Annotated in this window: 16 protein-coding genes; 9 read left to right on the plus strand and 7 right to left on the minus strand. The window is 75.8% G+C overall.

All coding sequences use genetic code 11. From position 1 onward, the window contains the following. Positions 1 to 17 precede the first annotated feature (17 nt). Entirely contained in the window at positions 18 to 1,715 is a 1,698-nt protein-coding gene (locus ACIQPQ_RS18975) for an ABC transporter ATP-binding protein (RefSeq protein ID WP_401305168.1), read from the minus strand. 55 nt (positions 1,716 to 1,770) lie between these two features. Beyond that, complete coding sequence (locus ACIQPQ_RS18980; protein WP_383781034.1) at positions 1,771 to 1,965, minus strand: hypothetical protein; 195 nt, start codon at positions 1,963 to 1,965, stop codon at positions 1,771 to 1,773. Between the two features lie 296 nt (positions 1,966 to 2,261). Between ACIQPQ_RS18980 and ACIQPQ_RS18985 the strand changes: the two genes are divergently transcribed. The 5 genes from ACIQPQ_RS18985 (at position 2,262) to ACIQPQ_RS19005 (ending at position 8,027) form a co-directional block, all read left to right on the plus strand. Further along, a complete protein-coding gene (locus tag ACIQPQ_RS18985; RefSeq protein ID WP_383781031.1) occupies positions 2,262 to 2,654 on the plus strand; it encodes an ankyrin repeat domain-containing protein in 393 nt (130 codons plus the stop codon). A gap of 333 nt (positions 2,655 to 2,987) precedes the next feature. Continuing rightward, a complete protein-coding gene (locus ACIQPQ_RS18990; protein WP_401305170.1) occupies positions 2,988 to 4,409 on the plus strand; it encodes a HEAT repeat domain-containing protein in 1,422 nt (473 codons plus the stop codon). A gap of 260 nt (positions 4,410 to 4,669) precedes the next feature. Further along, positions 4,670 to 5,797 (plus strand): glycosyltransferase family 4 protein, encoded by a 1,128-nt coding sequence (locus tag ACIQPQ_RS18995; RefSeq protein WP_401305172.1) that lies wholly within the window; start codon positions 4,670 to 4,672, stop codon positions 5,795 to 5,797. Next, complete coding sequence (locus tag ACIQPQ_RS19000; RefSeq protein WP_401305174.1) at positions 5,794 to 7,068, plus strand: glycosyltransferase; 1,275 nt, start codon at positions 5,794 to 5,796, stop codon at positions 7,066 to 7,068. The genes ACIQPQ_RS18995 and ACIQPQ_RS19000 overlap by 4 nt, the downstream gene beginning before the upstream one ends. Continuing rightward, entirely contained in the window at positions 7,065 to 8,027 is a 963-nt protein-coding gene (locus ACIQPQ_RS19005; protein WP_401305176.1) for an SGNH/GDSL hydrolase family protein, read from the plus strand. The genes ACIQPQ_RS19000 and ACIQPQ_RS19005 overlap by 4 nt, the downstream gene beginning before the upstream one ends. 20 nt (positions 8,028 to 8,047) lie before the next feature. On the opposite strand, the gene ACIQPQ_RS19010 is transcribed toward ACIQPQ_RS19005, so the two are convergent. The 5 genes from ACIQPQ_RS19010 to ACIQPQ_RS19030 form a co-directional block, all read right to left on the minus strand. Next, positions 8,048 to 8,974 carry a biotin-dependent carboxyltransferase family protein gene (locus ACIQPQ_RS19010; protein ID WP_401305257.1) on the minus strand — a complete coding sequence of 309 codons (927 nt, stop codon included), beginning with the start codon at positions 8,972 to 8,974 and terminating at the stop codon, positions 8,048 to 8,050. Positions 8,975 to 9,014: 40 nt separating this feature from the next. Continuing rightward, positions 9,015 to 9,686 (minus strand): allophanate hydrolase subunit 1, encoded by a 672-nt coding sequence (locus tag ACIQPQ_RS19015; RefSeq protein ID WP_401305178.1) that lies wholly within the window; start codon positions 9,684 to 9,686, stop codon positions 9,015 to 9,017. After that, positions 9,683 to 10,435 carry a LamB/YcsF family protein gene (locus ACIQPQ_RS19020; protein ID WP_401305179.1) on the minus strand — a complete coding sequence of 251 codons (753 nt, stop codon included), beginning with the start codon at positions 10,433 to 10,435 and terminating at the stop codon, positions 9,683 to 9,685. Before ACIQPQ_RS19020 ends, ACIQPQ_RS19015 begins: the two co-directional genes overlap by 4 nt. A gap of 12 nt (positions 10,436 to 10,447) precedes the next feature. Further along, complete coding sequence (locus ACIQPQ_RS19025; protein WP_401305259.1) at positions 10,448 to 11,275, minus strand: putative hydro-lyase; 828 nt, start codon at positions 11,273 to 11,275, stop codon at positions 10,448 to 10,450. 71 nt (positions 11,276 to 11,346) lie between these two features. Further along, positions 11,347 to 12,699, minus strand: coding sequence for an MFS transporter (locus ACIQPQ_RS19030; protein ID WP_401305181.1), 1,353 nt, complete (start codon positions 12,697 to 12,699; stop codon positions 11,347 to 11,349). A 202-nt stretch (positions 12,700 to 12,901) separates the two neighbouring features. Between ACIQPQ_RS19030 and ACIQPQ_RS19035 the strand changes: the two genes are divergently transcribed. The 4 genes from ACIQPQ_RS19035 to ACIQPQ_RS19050 all read left to right on the plus strand — a co-directional run bounded on the left by ACIQPQ_RS19035 (position 12,902) and on the right by ACIQPQ_RS19050 (position 16,481). Next, positions 12,902 to 13,603 (plus strand): GntR family transcriptional regulator, encoded by a 702-nt coding sequence (locus ACIQPQ_RS19035; RefSeq protein ID WP_401305183.1) that lies wholly within the window; start codon positions 12,902 to 12,904, stop codon positions 13,601 to 13,603. Between the two features lie 267 nt (positions 13,604 to 13,870). Next, positions 13,871 to 15,397, plus strand: a complete 1,527-nt coding sequence (locus ACIQPQ_RS19040; RefSeq protein ID WP_401305185.1) for a hypothetical protein — start codon at positions 13,871 to 13,873, stop codon at positions 15,395 to 15,397. After that, positions 15,394 to 15,612 (plus strand): hypothetical protein, encoded by a 219-nt coding sequence (locus tag ACIQPQ_RS19045; RefSeq protein WP_401305187.1) that lies wholly within the window; start codon positions 15,394 to 15,396, stop codon positions 15,610 to 15,612. The genes ACIQPQ_RS19040 and ACIQPQ_RS19045 overlap by 4 nt, the downstream gene beginning before the upstream one ends. Beyond that, complete coding sequence (locus ACIQPQ_RS19050) at positions 15,609 to 16,481, plus strand: hypothetical protein (RefSeq protein WP_383781002.1); 873 nt, start codon at positions 15,609 to 15,611, stop codon at positions 16,479 to 16,481. Before ACIQPQ_RS19045 ends, ACIQPQ_RS19050 begins: the two co-directional genes overlap by 4 nt. Positions 16,482 to 16,529 lie beyond the last annotated feature (48 nt).

Below are 16,529 nucleotides of genomic sequence, written 5' to 3' on the forward strand. Positions count from 1 at the left end.
CGGGGGAACGCGTGGGGTCAGCCCGTGCGCGGTGCGGCGTCCGCGGGGACGGCGTCCGACGGGACCTCGGCCGGGGGAAGGGCGTCCGCGGGTGCCGACTGGGCCTGCGGCACGGCCTTGGTCAGCGTGACCGCCGTGCCGCCGCCGGACCGTGCCTCGGCCGCCGCCGCCTCGGCCGGGACCGGCAGGTGCTCCCCGTCGGCCGGGGTCGAGCGCGGCGGCAGCAGCTCCAGCACCGCCTGCCGGTGCGCCTCGCTGGTGGCGTCGTCGTACGGGTCCGGGGTGGCCGGGACCTGGAGCCGGTGCACGGGGCCGGTGCCGAGCCGGGCGTAGCCGCGGCCCGGCGGCACGTGGTCGACCGGGGTGGTGTGCGGGCGGCTGCCGAGCACCGACTCCAGCAGGTCCAGCGGGGCGGCGCCGAGGACGACCCGCGCGCGCGTGTGCTGCCGGACCGGGTCGGTCAGCGCGTCCAGGCTGTCGAACTGCTCGGCCACCACGACCGTCACCTGGGCGGCGCGGCCGTGCCGCAGCGGGACCTGGAGGAGGGCCTGCGGGTCGGGGCGGCCGTCGGTGGCGGCGAGATGGCTGAACGCGGTCGGCCGGTCGAGCAGGATCCACAGGGGCCGGCGGGTGTCGGCCGGTGCGGGGTCACCGGCCTGGCGGGCGTGGTTCATGGCGATGAGGCGCCGCTCGGTCTCGTGCGCCGCCCACTCCAGCGCGGCCACCGCCCCGGACAGGCCGACCTCCACGCCCAGCACGCCGTCCCGGCCGGTCAGGCAGGCGTACTCGCCGGTGCCGCCGCCGTCCACGACGAGGATGTCGCCGTGGGGGAGGGTCTGGAGGGCGATCGAGCGCAACAGGGTGGAGGTGCCGCTGCCGGGGTGGCCGACCGCCAGGAGGTGGGGCTCCGTGGAGCGGGCGCCGGTGCGCCAGACGACCGGCGGGACGTCGCGCGGCTCCTCGCCGTGGGTGAGGGGGAGCGTGCGCTGGACCTGGGAGGGGTCCGTGAAGCCCAGCACGGTCTCGCCCGGGGCGGTCACGAATCGCTGGGCGGCGATGTCGGTGGGGAGCGGGACGAGCACCGTGACGGTGACGGCGTTGCCCTCCTCGTCCCAGGCGAAGTGGTATTCGCGGCCGCGTCCGGCCTTGCTGCTGAGCAGGTGCTCCACGCGCGCGCGGGCGCGTGGCTCGCCGTCCGGGAAGTACGCGGGGTAGCGGACCTCCAGCTGGTGGATGCGGCCGGAGGCGTCGAACTCGTAGGAGGGGAAGGCCTTCTCCCACTCTCCGCCGTGGACGTAGAGGGGAGAAGGGTCCTCCGCCGTCGCGAAGTACGGCACCAGGGCCTCGTACAGCGCCTGGAGTCGCTGGATCTGCGACTCGTCGGGGCCTTCCGGGGCCGCTGGGGCGCGGTCCCGGCCCTGCCAGGCCGCAGCCGCCATCAGGGTGACGACGGCGAGCAGCGGACCGTACGGGACGAGCGCCACGACCAGGATCACCGAGGCCGCCAGGAACAGCAGCGGCCCGCGCCGGTCCTTGGGGGTCTCGGCCCACCTGCTCCGGCCGGCCGCGGCCAGCCGGCGCAGACCACGGGAGACCGTGATCAGCGGGTGCAGGACGTCGGTGGCGCTGTCCGCCGCCGTCCGGGCCAGCTCCCGGCTCCGGGCGAGCTGCGCGCTGCCGTTGCTCAGGATGCGGGGGAGGGGGCGGCGGGCCACTGCTGTCTCCTGGAGGTGCGTACGGAAGGGACGGACGGCGGAGGGTGGGGCGGCCTCAGAACTTGATGCCGCCGAGCAGGCTGGCCAGGCTCTCCCCGCCCGCCTTGATGCTCGGGGCGATGGCCGTGCTCGCCAGGTAGAAGCCGAAGAGGGCGGAGATCAGGGCGTGGGACGCCTTGAGCCCGTCCTTGCGGAAGAAGAGGAAGACGATGATGCCGAGCAGGACCACGCCTGAGATGGACAGGATCATTTCGGTTTCTCCTGGTTCGTGGGGACAGTCACCATGAGTACTTCCAGGCTCACAGGATGTATCCATACGATAAAAGGTGCAAGTGAGTGAAATTCGGTGGATTTCACCCGCGTGGTGGAGGTTCCGAGGGGTGACGGAACGGCGTGGGACGGGGTGATTGCGGCGAACGGGTCGCCCCGCGGCGTCGGGGGGGGGCGGCCCCGCGTCCACCGGACCCGCCGATTCCGGCCCCGCCCGCGTCGAGCCAGTACGCTGGCGATTCACCTGAACGGTTGCAAGGAGAGGCGGACCGGCCGATGACTGAAGCCCCCGACCCCGAGGTCGTGGAGCTGGCGACCAGGATCTTCGACCTGGCCCGCAGGGGCCGGACCGAGGACCTTGTGGCGTACGTGGACGCGGGCGTTCCGGCCGATCTCACCAACGACCGCGGCGACTCCCTCGTGATGCTCGCCGCCTACCACGGCCACGCCGAGGCGGTGCGGGCCCTCCTGGCGCGCGGCGCCGCCGCCGACCGCGTCAACGACCGGGGCCAGACCCCGCTCGCCGGGGCGGTCTTCAAGGGCGAGACCGAGGTCATCGAGGTCCTCCTCGCGGCCGGGGCCGACCCGGCGGCGGGCACGCCGTCCGCCGTCGACACCGCACGGATGTTCGCCAAGGCGGACCTCCTGGAGCTGTTCGGCGCGACCTGACGGGACACACGGGGTCTCCGGTTCCAGCCGGTCACCCCGCGACGACGACCACGGGGGAGGGCGAGCCGCACGCGACGCGGGGGCCGCCGGATATATCGGTCGCGGCGGGCTGAGCTGCCGAGTCATCATGGCGACGTGATTCACGGACGCGATGGCTGGGCAGGTGTTGCCGCACCGCGCGGACCGTGACGCGGTCCGCATGGGCCACCGACGAGAGGCAGAGGAAGATGGTCTACAGCAAGCAACAGACGGCAAACGCCCCGACGTGTCGGCACGCGGCCTGACAGTGCGTGTCCCCCGGTTGCGTCGACGCTTGATGTGAGGCTGTTTCCCATGTTCGATCCGGTCATAGCGCCCAGCGGCACGCTGCTCGGCCTGCTCCAGCGGGGCCGCGGCGACGGCACACTGCACGCGCTCACCGCACCCCGCCGCGAGGCGATCGCGGCACTGAACCACTGTGTCCTGCGCGATCCCCGCCACGACTGGCAGGTGGAGAACCGCTCCCTGTACTACGCGCGCCTCTTCCTCGACCTGCACGGCGGTCTGGAGGAGATCGAGGCGCACCTCTTCGACGTCGAGGACGCCTTCGACACCGAGGAGTCCCGCACGGGCCTCGCCCTGGCCGTCCTCGGCCACCTCGCCTCCTACGGCAGGCGTGACGCCCTCGACCTGCTGCGCCGCTACGCGGCCTCCGGCACGAACTGGGCCTGGGCGCTCGACGAACTCGCGCTCCGCGACGACGACGCGGGCCTGCGTGCCCTCGCCGCCCCCGTGCTCGCCCGGTTCGCCACCGACGCCGAGGGCGAGGCCGAACTCGCCGCCGTCGTCCGCGACTCCTTCGAACCACGCCCCTGGCGGCTGTGGGCCGAGGACCCCCGCGAGTACGTCTCCGCGCGCGTGCGGGCCGCCCAGGAGTCCGGCTGCTTCGACCGCTGGCAACGCCAGATGAACCCCCCCGGGCCACGCCCCGGCTGGAGCGTGGCCGCCGTCTTCGAATGGGCCCAGCAGGGCCTCGAACGCGGCGCCGCCCTCCACGTCCCCGCCGCCCGCTGCCTCACCGCCGTGGCCGGGCCCGAGGACCGCCCCGAGATCGTGCGCGCCGCCGAGGACGGCACCGAGGGAGCCCGGTGCACCGCCCTGCGCTACCTCGCCGACCACGACGACCCCGCGGCGCCCGACCTGATCGAACGCGCCGTGGCCACCGGCACCGCCCCGGTCGTCGAAGCCGCCGTGGACGCCTTCGAACGCATGGGCAGCACCACCGCCGTCGACCGCGCCCGCGGCTGGGCCCACCGCCCCGACGCCCTCGGCGCCGCCGCCGGACGGATGCTCGCCTGCCGCGGCACCACCCGCGACAGCGCCCTCGTCCTCGGCGCCCTCCGCGAGGCCGTACGCGGCGAAGGCTGCGACGCGCCCACCCTGTGGACCCTCGTCGACGGCGCCGGCCGCCTCGGCATCGTCTGCGCCGCACCCGTCCTGCGGCACATCTACCGCGAGACCGCCTCGTCTCATCTGCGCGGCCGCTGCGCCCGCGCCCTCGCCGCCACCGACCCCTCCTTCGCCACCGGCTTCGCCGTCGAATGCCTCTGGGACTGCGAGGAGGGCACCCGCGAGATCGCCGCCCGGCACGCCGAGACCGGCGACGCCCGCGTCGTCGAACGCCTCCGCCGCCTCGCCGCCGATCCGGCCGAGGAGGCCGAGGTCCAGACCGCCGTCCGCAGCCGCATCGGGCCGGACGCCGCCACGGCCATGTAGCCCGCCCGCCACCCCGCCGCCGTCACCCCGCCGCCCCCGGCCCGTGACGCGCCCGCCCCGCCTCTCGCGCCCCGCCCCCCTGTGACACCGCCCGCGGCGCCCACCGCCGCTCGCCGGGTGAACAGGGGGTGACCCGCGGGGCGGCCCGGCATGGACACCGCCCGACCCGCGCGGGCGCGCAGCGCAACGCTCATGGGACGTTCGGCGGCCGGAAAGATCCACGTTGACGCGTCCACGTTCAGCACGGCGACAACACCGGTATGCGTGTCGTCATCGTGACCGAATCCTTTCCCCCCGACGTGAACGGCGTGGCCCACTGCGCCCTCCAGACCGCCCGCCACCTCGTGGACCGCGGTCACCTCCCGCTCGTCGTCGCGCCGGCCACCGCCGCCGGTACCGCGCCGGACACCGAGGCGCCCTGCCCCGTCGTCCGCGTCCCCTCCCTCCCCCTCCCCGGCTACCCCCAGGTCCGCGTCGCCCTCCCCAGCCGACGCGTCGCCGCCGCCATCACCGACCACCGCGCCGACCTGGTACATCTCGCCAGCCCCTTCGTCCTCGGCGTCCGCGGCATGACCGCCGCCGCCCGCCTCGGCGTCCCCGCCGTCGCCGTCTACCAGACCGACCTCGCCGGGTACGCCCGTACGTACGTCCACGCGGGCGAGGCCGCCGCCTGGCGCCGCATCCGCTCCGTGCACGCCGCCGCCGACCTCACCCTCGCCCCCTCCACCCCCGCCCTGCACGACCTGGCGGCCCACGGGATACCCCGCGTGAAACTGTGGCCCCGCGGCGTCGACACCGTCCGTTTCCGGCCGGACCTGCGCGACGACACCCTGCGCCGCGCCCTCGCCCCGAACGGCGAGGTCCTCGTCGGCTACGTCGGCCGCCTCGCCCCCGAGAAGCAGGTCGAACTCCTCGCCGGGGCCTGCGCCCTGCCCGGCGTCAAGGTCGTCGTCGTGGGCGACGGACCCAGCGCACCGGGTCTCGCCGAGGCCCTGCCCGGCGCCGTCCTCCTCGGCCGGCGCACCGGCGACGACCTCGCCCGCCTCTTCGCCTCCCTGGACGTCTTCGCCCACACCGGCCCCTTCGAGACGTTCTGCCAGACCGTCCAGGAGGCCATGGCCAGCGGCGTCCCCGTCGTCGCGCCCGCCGCGGGCGGCCCCCTCGACCTCGTCGCGCACGGCCGGACCGGCCTCCTCGTCCCGCCGCGCGACGCCGACGCCGTCCGCGACGCCGTCGCCTCCCTCGCCGGGGACCCGGCCCGGCGCCGCGCCTACGGGCAGGCGGGCCGCGCCATGGTCGAGGGCCGCACCTGGGTCGCCGTCGGCGACCAGCTCATCGGCCACTACGCCGACGTCCTCGGCGCCCGCCGCCCGGCGGTGGCCGCATGAGCGCCGCACCGCTGCGGATCGTCCGCCTCGCCAACTTCGTCGCCCCCGCCTCGGGCGGCCTGCGCACCGCCCTGCGCGAGCTGGGCAAGGGCTTCAAGGACGCCGGGCACGACCCGGTGCTCATCGTGCCGGGCGACCGGGCGAGCGACCGGGACACCGAACAGGGCCGCGTGATCACCCTGCCCGGCCCGCTGCTGCCCGGCACCGGCGGCTACCGCGTCCTCACCGACCGGCGCCGCCTCACCGCCCTCCTGGAGGACCTCGCCCCGGACCGTCTGGAGGTCTCCGACCGCACCACCCTGCGCTGGACCGGCCGCTGGGCGCGCCGCGCGCGCGTGCCCGCCGTGATGGTCTCCCACGAGACCGCCGACGGCGTCCTGCGCACCTGGGGCCTGCCGGAGAACGCCGCCCGCCGCGCCGCCGACACGCTCAACATCCGTACGGCGCACGCCTACGCGCGCGTCGTGTGCACCACGGAGTTCGCCGAGCGGGAGTTCGTCCGCATCGGCGCCCGCAACGTCGTCCGCGCCCCCCTCGGCGTCGACCTGGTCCAACGCCACCCGTCCCTCGCCGACCCGGCCCTGCGCGCGCGGTACGCCCCGGCGGGCGAGACCCTCCTCGTCACCTGCACCCGGCTCTCCGTGGAGAAGCGGCCCGGCACGGCGCTGGACGCCCTGGAGTACCTGCTGCGGCGGGGCACGCGCGCGGTGCTCGTCGTCGCCGGGGACGGGCCGCTGCGCGCGCGCCTCGTCCAGCGCGCGCGTGAGCGGGACCTCCCGGTCACCTTCCTCGGGCACGTCCGTGACCGGGGCGAGCTGGGCGCGCTCCAGGCCTCCGCCGACATCTGCCTGGCCCCCGGGCCCGCCGAGACCTTCGGGCTCGCCGCGCTGGAGGCGATGGCCTGCGGCACGCCCGTCGTCGCGTCCGCCTCCTCGGCCCTGCCCGAGGTGATCGGCTCCGCCGGGGCGACCGCCGCCGACACCGGGGACGCCTTCGCGGACGCCGTACGGCACCTCCTGGAGCGGCCCCCGGCCGAACGCCGGGCTGCGGCCCGCGCGCGTGCCGAGTGCTTCGGCTGGGACACGGCGGTCCGGGCGTTCCTGGCGGCACACGAGGCGACGGTGCTGACGGGGGCGGAGGCAGGCGCGGGCGCGGGGGCGTCTGTGGTGCCCGTTGCGGCGGGGCCGCCGTCCGCCGCTTCCGGTGCCGGTGCCGGTGCCGGGACCGGGGTGGACGGTGCGCGCCCCGTCGTCGCCGGAGGGCTCGGATGAGACCCGTCAGATTCGTGGCGCTCGGTGACTCGCTCACCGAGGGCGTCGGTGACCCCGTCGGCGACGGGTGGCGCGGCTGGGCCGCGCTGCTCGCCCCCGGCCTCGCCCCGGCGGCGGGGACGCCCGGCGGTGCGGGCACGTCCGGGGCGCCGGAGGTGGCCGAGGCGTCGCCCGCGTCCGTACGGGCCGTGCGTGCCGTGGGCCCCACGCGGGCCGTCGAGTTCACCAACCTCGCCGTCAGCGGCGCGCAGACGCGGGACGTGCGCGAGGCGCAGCTCCCGGCCGCCCTCGCGCTCCGCCCCGACCTGGCGTCCGTCGTGGTCGGCGTCAACGACACGCTCCGCTGCACCTTCGACGTGCACGCGGTCGCCGCCCGCCTCGACACCGTGTACGGCGAGCTGACGCGCCAGGGCGCCACCCTGCTCACCGCCTGTCTGCCCGACCCCGGCGCGATGCTCGGCCTGCCCGGCGTCCTGGCCCGCCCGCTGGCCCGCCGCCAGCGCGCGGTGAACGCCGTCGTCCACGCGCTCTCGGACCGCTACGGCGCCGTCCACCTGCACGCCGCCGAGGGCGCCTGGCTGGCGGACCGCGCCATGTGGAGCGTGGACCGGCTCCATCCGGGGGAGGCGGGCCACCGGCAACTCGCCGTCCGCTTCCACGCCCTGCTGGCCGGGGCGGGCCGGGCGACCGGGCCCGCGCCCTCGCCCGACCCGGAGTCACCCATGCCCTCGATCTCGGCGGGCCTGTGGTGGCTGGCCACCGCGGGGACCGGCTGGGTGGCCCGCCGCTGCACCGACCTGCTTCCGCAGCTGCTGGCCCTGGCGGCGGACGAACTGCGTCACCGCGCGCGCGGCACCAGCGCCCGCCTGGACCTGCGCGCCACGGCGGCGGTCTCGGCGGCGCTGGCCGCGCTGTCGGTGGCCGAACGGGTGGCCGAACGGCGGCCCGACGCGGCGTAGAAGGCCACGCGCGCGGGGCGTCAGCGGCGCCGTACCGCCAGGAAGCGGACCGGGGTGCCCGGGACCGCCTGCGCTGCGGCCGGGAGGTCGGCCGGGTGGACGACCGCGATCACCGGGTAGCCGCCGGTGGTCGGGTGGTCGGCCAGGAAGACCACCGGGCGGCCGTCGGGCGGGACCTGGACCGCCCCGAGGACCATGCCCTCGCTCGGCAGTTCGCCCGCCGCGGCCCGCTCCAGGGCGGGCCCCTCGGTGCGCAGGCCGATCCGGTTGCTCGCCGGGGACACGCGGTACGCGCGCGTGGTGAACGCCCGTACCGCCGCCGGGGTGAACCAGTCCTCGCGCGGGCCGAGCGTCACGCGCAGGAGGAGTTCGGCCGGGGGCGCGGGCTGCGGGGCGACGTCGACGCGCGCGAGGACGCCGGGCGGCGTGTGCGGCACGCGCGCGTGCAACGCGGTGGTCGCGCGCGTGGACGGGGTGCGGGCGGCCCCCAGAGGGAGGACGGTGCCGTCCGTGAGGAGGGCCGGGCCGAGGCCGGAGAGCAGGTCCGTCGAGCGGCTGCCGAGGACCGGTTCGACGGCGACCCCGCCCGCGACGGCGACGTAGGCGCGTACTCCGGACACGGCGGGGCCGACGTCCAGCACGGCCCCGGCGGGCACCCGTACGGGCGCCGCCCACGCGGCCGGTCGGCCGTCGACGGTCACCGGGCCGGGCGCGCCCGTGACGGCCACCGTCACCGTCGAGCGCGCGCGTACGGCGCACCCGGTGAGCGTCGTCTCCAGGACGGCCGCCTCGGGCGGGTTGCCGACCAGCCGGTTGGCGAGGGCCGCCGCCGGTCCGTCCAGAGCGCCGGAGCGCGGCACACCGAGGTGCGCGTGGCCCGGGCGGCCGAGGTCCTGGACGGTGGTGAGGGCCCCGGCGCGGACCACGACGAGGGCGCGGTCGGTCACGAGGCGCTCGGGGCGGGACGGTTCACGGGGGCCGGGCCGGTCATGTCGCACCCTCTGATTCTTCCGGTTCTCCCGGTGCTCCCGGTGCTTTCGTTGCTCCCGGTTCCGCCGGGACGAAGCGCACGCGCGTGCCGGGCGTCAGCAGGGCCGCCCGCGCGCGCGTGGGGTCCCACAGCACGGCGGGCGTCGTCCCGATCAGTTGCCAGCCGCCCGGCGACGCGCGCGGGTACACCCCCGTGTACGGGCCCGCCAACGCGACCGACCCGGCCGGGACGGCGGTGCGCGGAGTGGCCCGCCTGGGCACGTCGTAGCGCGCCGGAAGGCCGGTCAGATAGGCGAAGCCGGGTGCGAAACCGCAGAACGCGACCCGGAACTCGGTACCGGCGTGGACGCGGGCCACCTCCCGCTCCGGGACGCCCCAGTGCGCGGCGACCGCGGCCAGGTCGGGGCCGTCGTAGCGCACCGGCAGCTCGACCACGTCACCGGTGGGCGGGGGAGCGGGCGGTACGTCGGCCGCGGACAGCTCGGCGGCCCAGCGGGCCGGGTCGCGCAGGCCGTCCAGGAGCACCGTACGGGCCGCCGGGACGATCTCCCGGACGGTCAGCGAGCCGTCCGCGCGGCGGCGCAGCAGCTCCGCGTGGAGCGCCTGCACCTCCGCCCCGGAGGCCACCTCCACGAGCAGGGCGTCCGTGCCGACGGGAAGAGCCCTCACGCGAACGCCCCCACCGGTACGCCCGACTCGTCCAGGGCGCGCCGCACCCGGCGGGCCAGCTCGACCGCGCCGGGCGTGTCGCCGTGCAGGCAGAGCGAGCGCGCGCGGACCGCCACGCGGGCGCCCGCGCGCGAGGTGACCTCCCCGTCACGGGCGAGGCCGACCGAGCGCGCCACGACGGCGTCCGGGTCGCTGATCACGGCCCCGTCCTGCCCGCGCGGCACGAGCGTGCCCTCGTCGGTGTACGCGCGGTCCGCGAACGCCTCCGGGACGACCGGCAGCCCCGCCGCCGCGGCCCGCTCCAGCAGGCGCGAGCCGGGCAGCCCCAGCACCGGGAGTCCGCCGCCCGCCAGGAGCACGCCGTCGACCACCGCCGCGGCCTGCCCGGCGTCGTGGACGGCCCGATTGTAGAGCGCGCCGTGCGGCTTCACGTACGCCACGCGCGCGCCCGCCGCGCGGGCGAAGACGTCCAGGGCGCCGATCTGGTAGGCCACCTCGGCGGCGAGTTCGGCGGGCGGCACGTCCATCGCGCGCCGCCCGAACCCGGCGAGGTCCCGGTAGGAGACCTGGGCGCCGACCGTCACCCCGCGCGCCACCGCCAGCTCGCACACGCGCCGCATGGTGGCCGGGTCCCCGGCGTGGAAGCCGCAGGCCACGTTGGCGCTGGTGACGACGGACAGCAGCCCCTCGTCGTCGGTGAGCCGCCAGCGGCCGAAGCCCTCGCCGAGGTCGGCGTTGAGATCGATCATCCTGTCTCCTGGTCAGGCGACGCGGAACTGCTCGTCGCGCGCGTCGGTGAGGAACATCTGCCCGGGGGCGTGGGTGAGGGCGAACGGCGGCCGGGACGCCGTCACCACGGCCTGCGGCGTCACCCCGCACGCCCAGAACACCGGGATGTCGTCCGGCGCGGCGTCCACCGGCTCCCCGAAGTCGGGACGGCCCAGGTCGGCGACGCCGAGCCCCGACGGATCGCCGCAGTGTACGGGGGAGCCGTGCACCGCCGGGAGCAGGCCGCTCTCCCGGATCGCCGCCGCCAGGTGCTCCGGCGGCACCGGCCGCATCGACACCACCATCGGGCCGCGCAGCCGCCCCGCGGGACGGCACTGACGGTCCGTCACGTACATGGGCACGTTGCGGCCCTGTTCGACGTGGCGGATCGGCACGCCCGCCTCCGCCAGCGCCCACTCGAAGGTGAAGCTGCACCCGATCAGGAACGACACGAGGTCCTCGCGCCAGTACGCGCGCGCGTCGGTCGGTTCGTCCACCAGCTCGCCGTGCCGCCACACGCGGTAGCGCGGCAGGTCGGTCCGCAGATCGGCGCCCTCCGCCAGCACGGTCGACCAGGACCCGGCGTCGGTGACGTCGAGCACCGGACAGGGCTTCGGGTTGCGCTGGCAGAACAGCAGCATCTCGTACGCCCAGTCCGCGGGCACCGCGATCAGGTTGGCCTGGGTGTGCCCCGCCGCGACCCCGGCCGTGGGCCCGGCGAGCCCGGCCCGGAAGCGGGCCCTGGCCGCGGCGGGACTCCACGCGCGCGCGTGCGGGTGGGCGAGAGCGACCGGCCGGTCCTGCGCCGGGTGTTCCGGCACCGGAGCGTCCTTCCCGGCGGGGCGCGTCGCGGGCCTGAGCGCCGCCCCGACGGCCGCGGGCGTCCGCGTGCTCACTCCAGCTCCTTGCCGCGCGTCTCCGGCAGTCCCAGCAGCGCCAGGGCCGCGATGCCGTAGCCGATCGCACCGAACACCAGGGCCCCGCCCACGCCCCAGCTGTCGGCCAGGAAGCCCACCGTGGTGGGGAAGACGGCGCCGACGGCGCGCCCGGTGTTGTACGTGAAGCCCTGCCCGGTGCCGCGCACGGCCGTCGGGTACAGCTCGCTCAGGAACGACCCGAAGCCGCTGAAGATCGCCGACATGCAGAAGCCCAGCGGGAAGCCGAGCACCAGGAGCACGGTGTCCGCGCCGCTCGGGATGTTCGCGTACGCCAGGATGCACACCGCCGACAGCACGGCGAAGAGCCAGATGTTGCGGCGGCGGCCCAGCCGGTCGGTGAGGACCCCGCCCGCCAGGTAGCCGAGGAAGGCACCCGAGATGAGGAACGTCAGATAGCCGCCGGTGTTGACGACCGACAGGCCGCGCTCGCTCTTGAGATACGTCGGCACCCAGGTCGCCAGCGTGTAGTAGCCGCCCTGGACACCCGTCGAGAGCAGGCCCGCGAAGAGCGTCGTCCGCAGCAGGGGGCCGCGGAAGATCGCCCTGAACGAGCCCTTCCCCGCGTGGCGCTCGCGCGCGGCGACCGCCGAGGGCGCGTCCTGCACCCGGCGCCGCATCCACACCACGAGCAGGGCGGGCAGGGCGCCCGTCCAGAACATGACCCGCCAGGCGACGTCGTCGCCGAACACGGAGAAGACCACCGTGTAGACGATCGCCGCGAGTCCCCAGCCGACCGCCCAGGAACTCTGGATCACGCCCAGGGTCCGCCCCCGGTGACGGGCGCTCGCGTACTCGGCGACCAGGATCGCGCCGACGGCCCACTCGCCGCCGAAGCCGAGGCCCTGGAGGGCGCGGAAGACCAGCAGCGTCTCGTAGCTCGGCGCGAAGCCGCACGCCACGGTGAACACGGCGTACGTCACCACCGTGATCATCAGCGCCCTGACCCGGCCGATCCGGTCCGCCAGGACGCCCGCCCCGGCGCCGCCGACCGCGGAGGCCACCAGGGTGACGGTGGTGAACAGGCCGGTCTGGCCGCTGTCCAGGCCGAAGTACGCGGCCAGCGCGACCATGCTCAGCGGCAGCGTGAAGTAGTCGTAGGAGTCGAGGGCGTAGCCGCCGAAGGCCCCGGCGAACGCGCGTCGGCCGCGCGGACCGAGCGCGCGGAGCCAGGCGAAGGCGCCGGTGTCGTCGACGGGGTGCGGGGCGGGAACGGAGGAGGCCGGGGCGACCGGGGCGGGGGGTGCGGTGTGCGCGGTCCCGGCGGCCGAGGGAGACGGGGGCGGTGAGGGAGGCGTGGGCTTGCTCATGGGCACCTCGCTAGGGAGACGGAGGGTGCGGAGGACTGAGCCGTGCGGTGGGGGAGCCGTGCCGTGCGGTGCCTTGCCGTACGTGGTCCGGGGCGCTCGGCGGGGAGGCGTGCCGTGCCCGGTAGCAGCAAGGTAGAGGATCGTTGAACGATCCTTCAATACCCCTGTTGTTTCGTTCTCCTCACTGCGCTTGAATTCCGGCATGACGGATCAGCTGGCGGGACTCGCCGACGACCGCGCCCTCCTGGGCCGCACCAGCACGGCGGAACGGGTGTCGGACATCCTCAGGAGCCGCATCGCGGAGGGCTACTTCCCGCCCGGCACGCGGCTGTCGGAGGACAGCATCGGCGGTGCCCTCGGCGTCTCCCGCAACACCCTGCGCGAGGCGTTCCGGCTGCTCACCCACGAACGCCTGCTCGTCCACGAGCTGAACCGCGGCGTCTTCGTCCGCGTCCTGACGGTGGAGGACGTCGCGGACATCTACCGCACGCGCGCGCTGGTCGAGTGCGCGGTCGTCCGCGGCCTGGGCGAGCCGCCGTACGGGCTCGACGCCCTCGCCGACGCGGTCGCGGAGGGCCTGCGGGCGGTGGCGGAGGGCGACTGGAAGGCGCTCGGCACCGCCAACATCCACTTCCACCGCGAACTCGTCGCCCTGGCGGGCAGCGCGCGCACCGACGAACTCATGCGCAGCGTCTTCGCCGAACTCCGCCTCGCCTTCCACGTCGTCGACGACCCCCGGCGACTCCACGAGCCCTACCTCACGCGCAACCGGCAGATCCTGCGCGCCCTCCAGGACGGCGACCGCGCCGAGGCGGAGAAGCTGCTCACCGTCTACCTCGACGACTCGCTGGACCGGGTCGTCGACGCGTACCGGCGACGCGTGGGGGAGGGGGCGGCGGGCTGAGCGGGGCCGGACGTACGGCTCGCACGGACCGCCGGACGGACCGCCGGACGGACGTGTGGCTCGGCCCCGTGGCACCGCTCGGGCCGGAAGGGTGGCCCGGTCGGGCAGGGCCGCTCCGACCGCAGGGCGGCCCGGCCCGGACAGCGGCCCGGCCCGGACAGCGGCCCGGCCCGCGGCGCCCCGCGGACCTGCTGTCGCGTCCGCGTGACGGTGGTCGCATCTGGGTCGTTTGGGTCGATGTCAGACCGAGGACCTAGTCTGTGCACCGTGACTTCGCCTGCGACGACGGACCGTGTTCCGCCCCAGTTCAGCGCGGGGCCGCGCCCCGCTCCGGGCCCGGCCGCCGACGAGGGACTGGCGCGGCGGCTGCGCGCGCTCGCCTGCACCGCGCCGATCCACGACCTCGACGCCCGCAAGGCCAACCTGGCCGGTGAGTACTCGGTCTACGGCATGGCGGAGATCGCCCTCGCCGCCATCGACCTCGTCACGCTCAACATGGACTTCGACACCGGCGCCGACCACGACCAGATCGTCGCCCGCCTCGTCCCGCGCATCGCCGCGCAGGCCCCGCACCGCGGCGGCGAGGAGCACGAGCGCGTCGCCCGCTGGGTCCTGGAGAACCTGATCAACGTCGGCAGCGTCGACCGCGGCTTCCGCGCCGTCTACGGCACGTTCGCCCCGGACGGCACCTACGTCCGCCGTGACTACGACTTCAAGCTGCTCGAAGAGGTCCCCGGCTACGGCGGCGCGGTCTACCTGCGCACCACCGACGAGGCCGTCAACGTCCTGGTGGGCGCCCTCGACACGGACGTCACCAGCGCCCAGATCGCCGCCGAGGTCAAGCTGGAGGTCCTCATCCGGCGCGGCAGGCTCGCGGACGCCCAACTCGCCGCCGAACAGGCCCGCTACCGCACCGTGCAGTACTCGGAGACCCTCCGCCGTGCCCTGGACGCCACCCGGCGCAACGTGCGCGCGGTGGACTGGCTCAGCTCCGTCCCCGACATGATCGCCGAGGCCCTCGACCACGTCGCCGACCGCTACCGCCACGAGAACGCGATCCTCACCAACATCCGCAAGGCCCGCGACGAGTCCGAGGACCCCGAGCACAAGCGGCGCGCCGCCGAACTGGTCGACATCGTCAAGGACTGCATCCGCCGCCACACCCAGCTCCAGTCCCGCCTGCTGGAGGCCGGCCCCCTGTTCCGCGCTGAACAGGACCGGCAGGCCTTCGCCGCGCCGATGACCACCTCGGGCATAGACCTCTACGGCCATCTCGTCGCCCCCGTCCTGCCCTTGCCGCTGGAAGGGGCCGTCCGGGTCACCGACGCGTTCTTCGCGCGCGGCACCGGCCTGCGCACCCCGGCCTCCGTCCGGGTGGGCGACCTCGTCGACCTGCTGCTCACCCCGCCGGTCGAACGGGAGCACTTGGGCGCCGAGATGCCCGAGCCGGACCTCATCGCCACCCCCGACGACAGCCGGTTCAGCGAGGAACAGCTCGCCTCCGCCATGGAGTTGCTGGACCTCCCCGCCGATGCGCCGCGCCGCCTGTCAGGGCTCCTCGCCGAGGCCCGGCAGCGCGACCCCGAACTGCCGTACCTGGTGGCCCTCCTGGCCGTCCACGCCGCCAGCCCGCCCGTCGGCACCGCCTACCGGCAGGGCGAGGAGAAGCTGCTCTTCGCCGTCGACGACGGCACCGAACTGGACGACCTGGAGTTCGGCGGCGCCGACCTGATAGTCGGTACCGCGCTGCTCGACGCGGCGGGGATGGCGGCCGACCGGACGGAGGCCGCATGAACGCCCGTACCGGACCCGGCCCGTCGCGTACGCCCCCGCCCGGCGCCCGCCTGGCCCCGGACCCGGTCCCGGCCCTGGCCTCACCGAGGGTCCTGCCCGTGTCGCCCGTCCCGCTTGATCCGCCGGGTCTGGCCGGCCCACCTGCCGTACCCGCCGCACCCGCCGTACCCGTCCTGTCGTTGCCGACCACCCCGACCGAGGAGTCCCACCCGTGAGCGAGCACGTCGAGTGGAGCGAGACGGAGGCACCCGCCCCGTCGGCGAGCCCCGCCGTCACCCCCGCCGACGCCGCCGACGCGGCCCGGCTCGTCGCCTTCGGCCTCCAGCCCAAGCTCCAGCCCGCGCGCGACCAGGAGTACGGCGAACTGCTGCGCCGCTACCGCGAGGACCCGCCGTTCGCCCGCCTCGCGGACGCGGTCGCCACCGGCCTCGGCCTCGTCGTCCTGGAGGTCTCCCCGCGCGCCGGGATGGCCGTCACGGCCGCCGAGGACTCCGTTTTCGCCGTCCGCATGGGCGACTACGCGCGCCGCGCCGCCGCCGACTCCGGCGACCGCTTCCTGCACGGTCTCGCCCACCTCGCGGTCGCCGCGATGGCGTTCCCCCGGCCCGAGGACCTGGCCGACGACGGCTACATCGGCCGCGTCAGCGTCAACGGCGTCGACGCCTTCGTCCGCCAGGCCTGCCGCCGCCTGGAGGAACGGGCCGAGGAGACCGGCGAGAACACCGACCCGGCCAGCGACGCCCCCGGACTGGAGTCGGCCTGGCGGATCTGGGCCCGGCGCAGCGCCACCGGCGCCACCAAGGACGCCCGCAGACTCGCCGGTTCCACCACCGGCATCGTCGGCAAGGCGGTCGCCTTCCTCACCGACTCCGGCTTCCTCCAGCGCACCGGAGACGAGGGCGGCGGCACCTACCGGACCACCGCCCGCTACCAGCTCCAGGTCCGCGACATGGCGGGCGCCGCCGCCCTCGCCGAACTGCTCGACCTCGGCGTCGTCCCGGTCACTGACGGCACCCCCACCCTCCTGCCGCCCGAGGAGAGCGAGGAACTGGTCGCCGGCGCCGGACTCCCCTTCCACTCCTGAGGAACGGGCCACGGGTCCAGACTCCCCGTAGCCCCGTAGCCCCGTAGC

Origin of the sequence: Streptomyces sp. NPDC091281, assembly GCF_044757425.1 — a bacterium.
Taxonomy (GTDB): Bacteria; Actinomycetota; Actinomycetes; order Streptomycetales; family Streptomycetaceae; genus Streptomyces.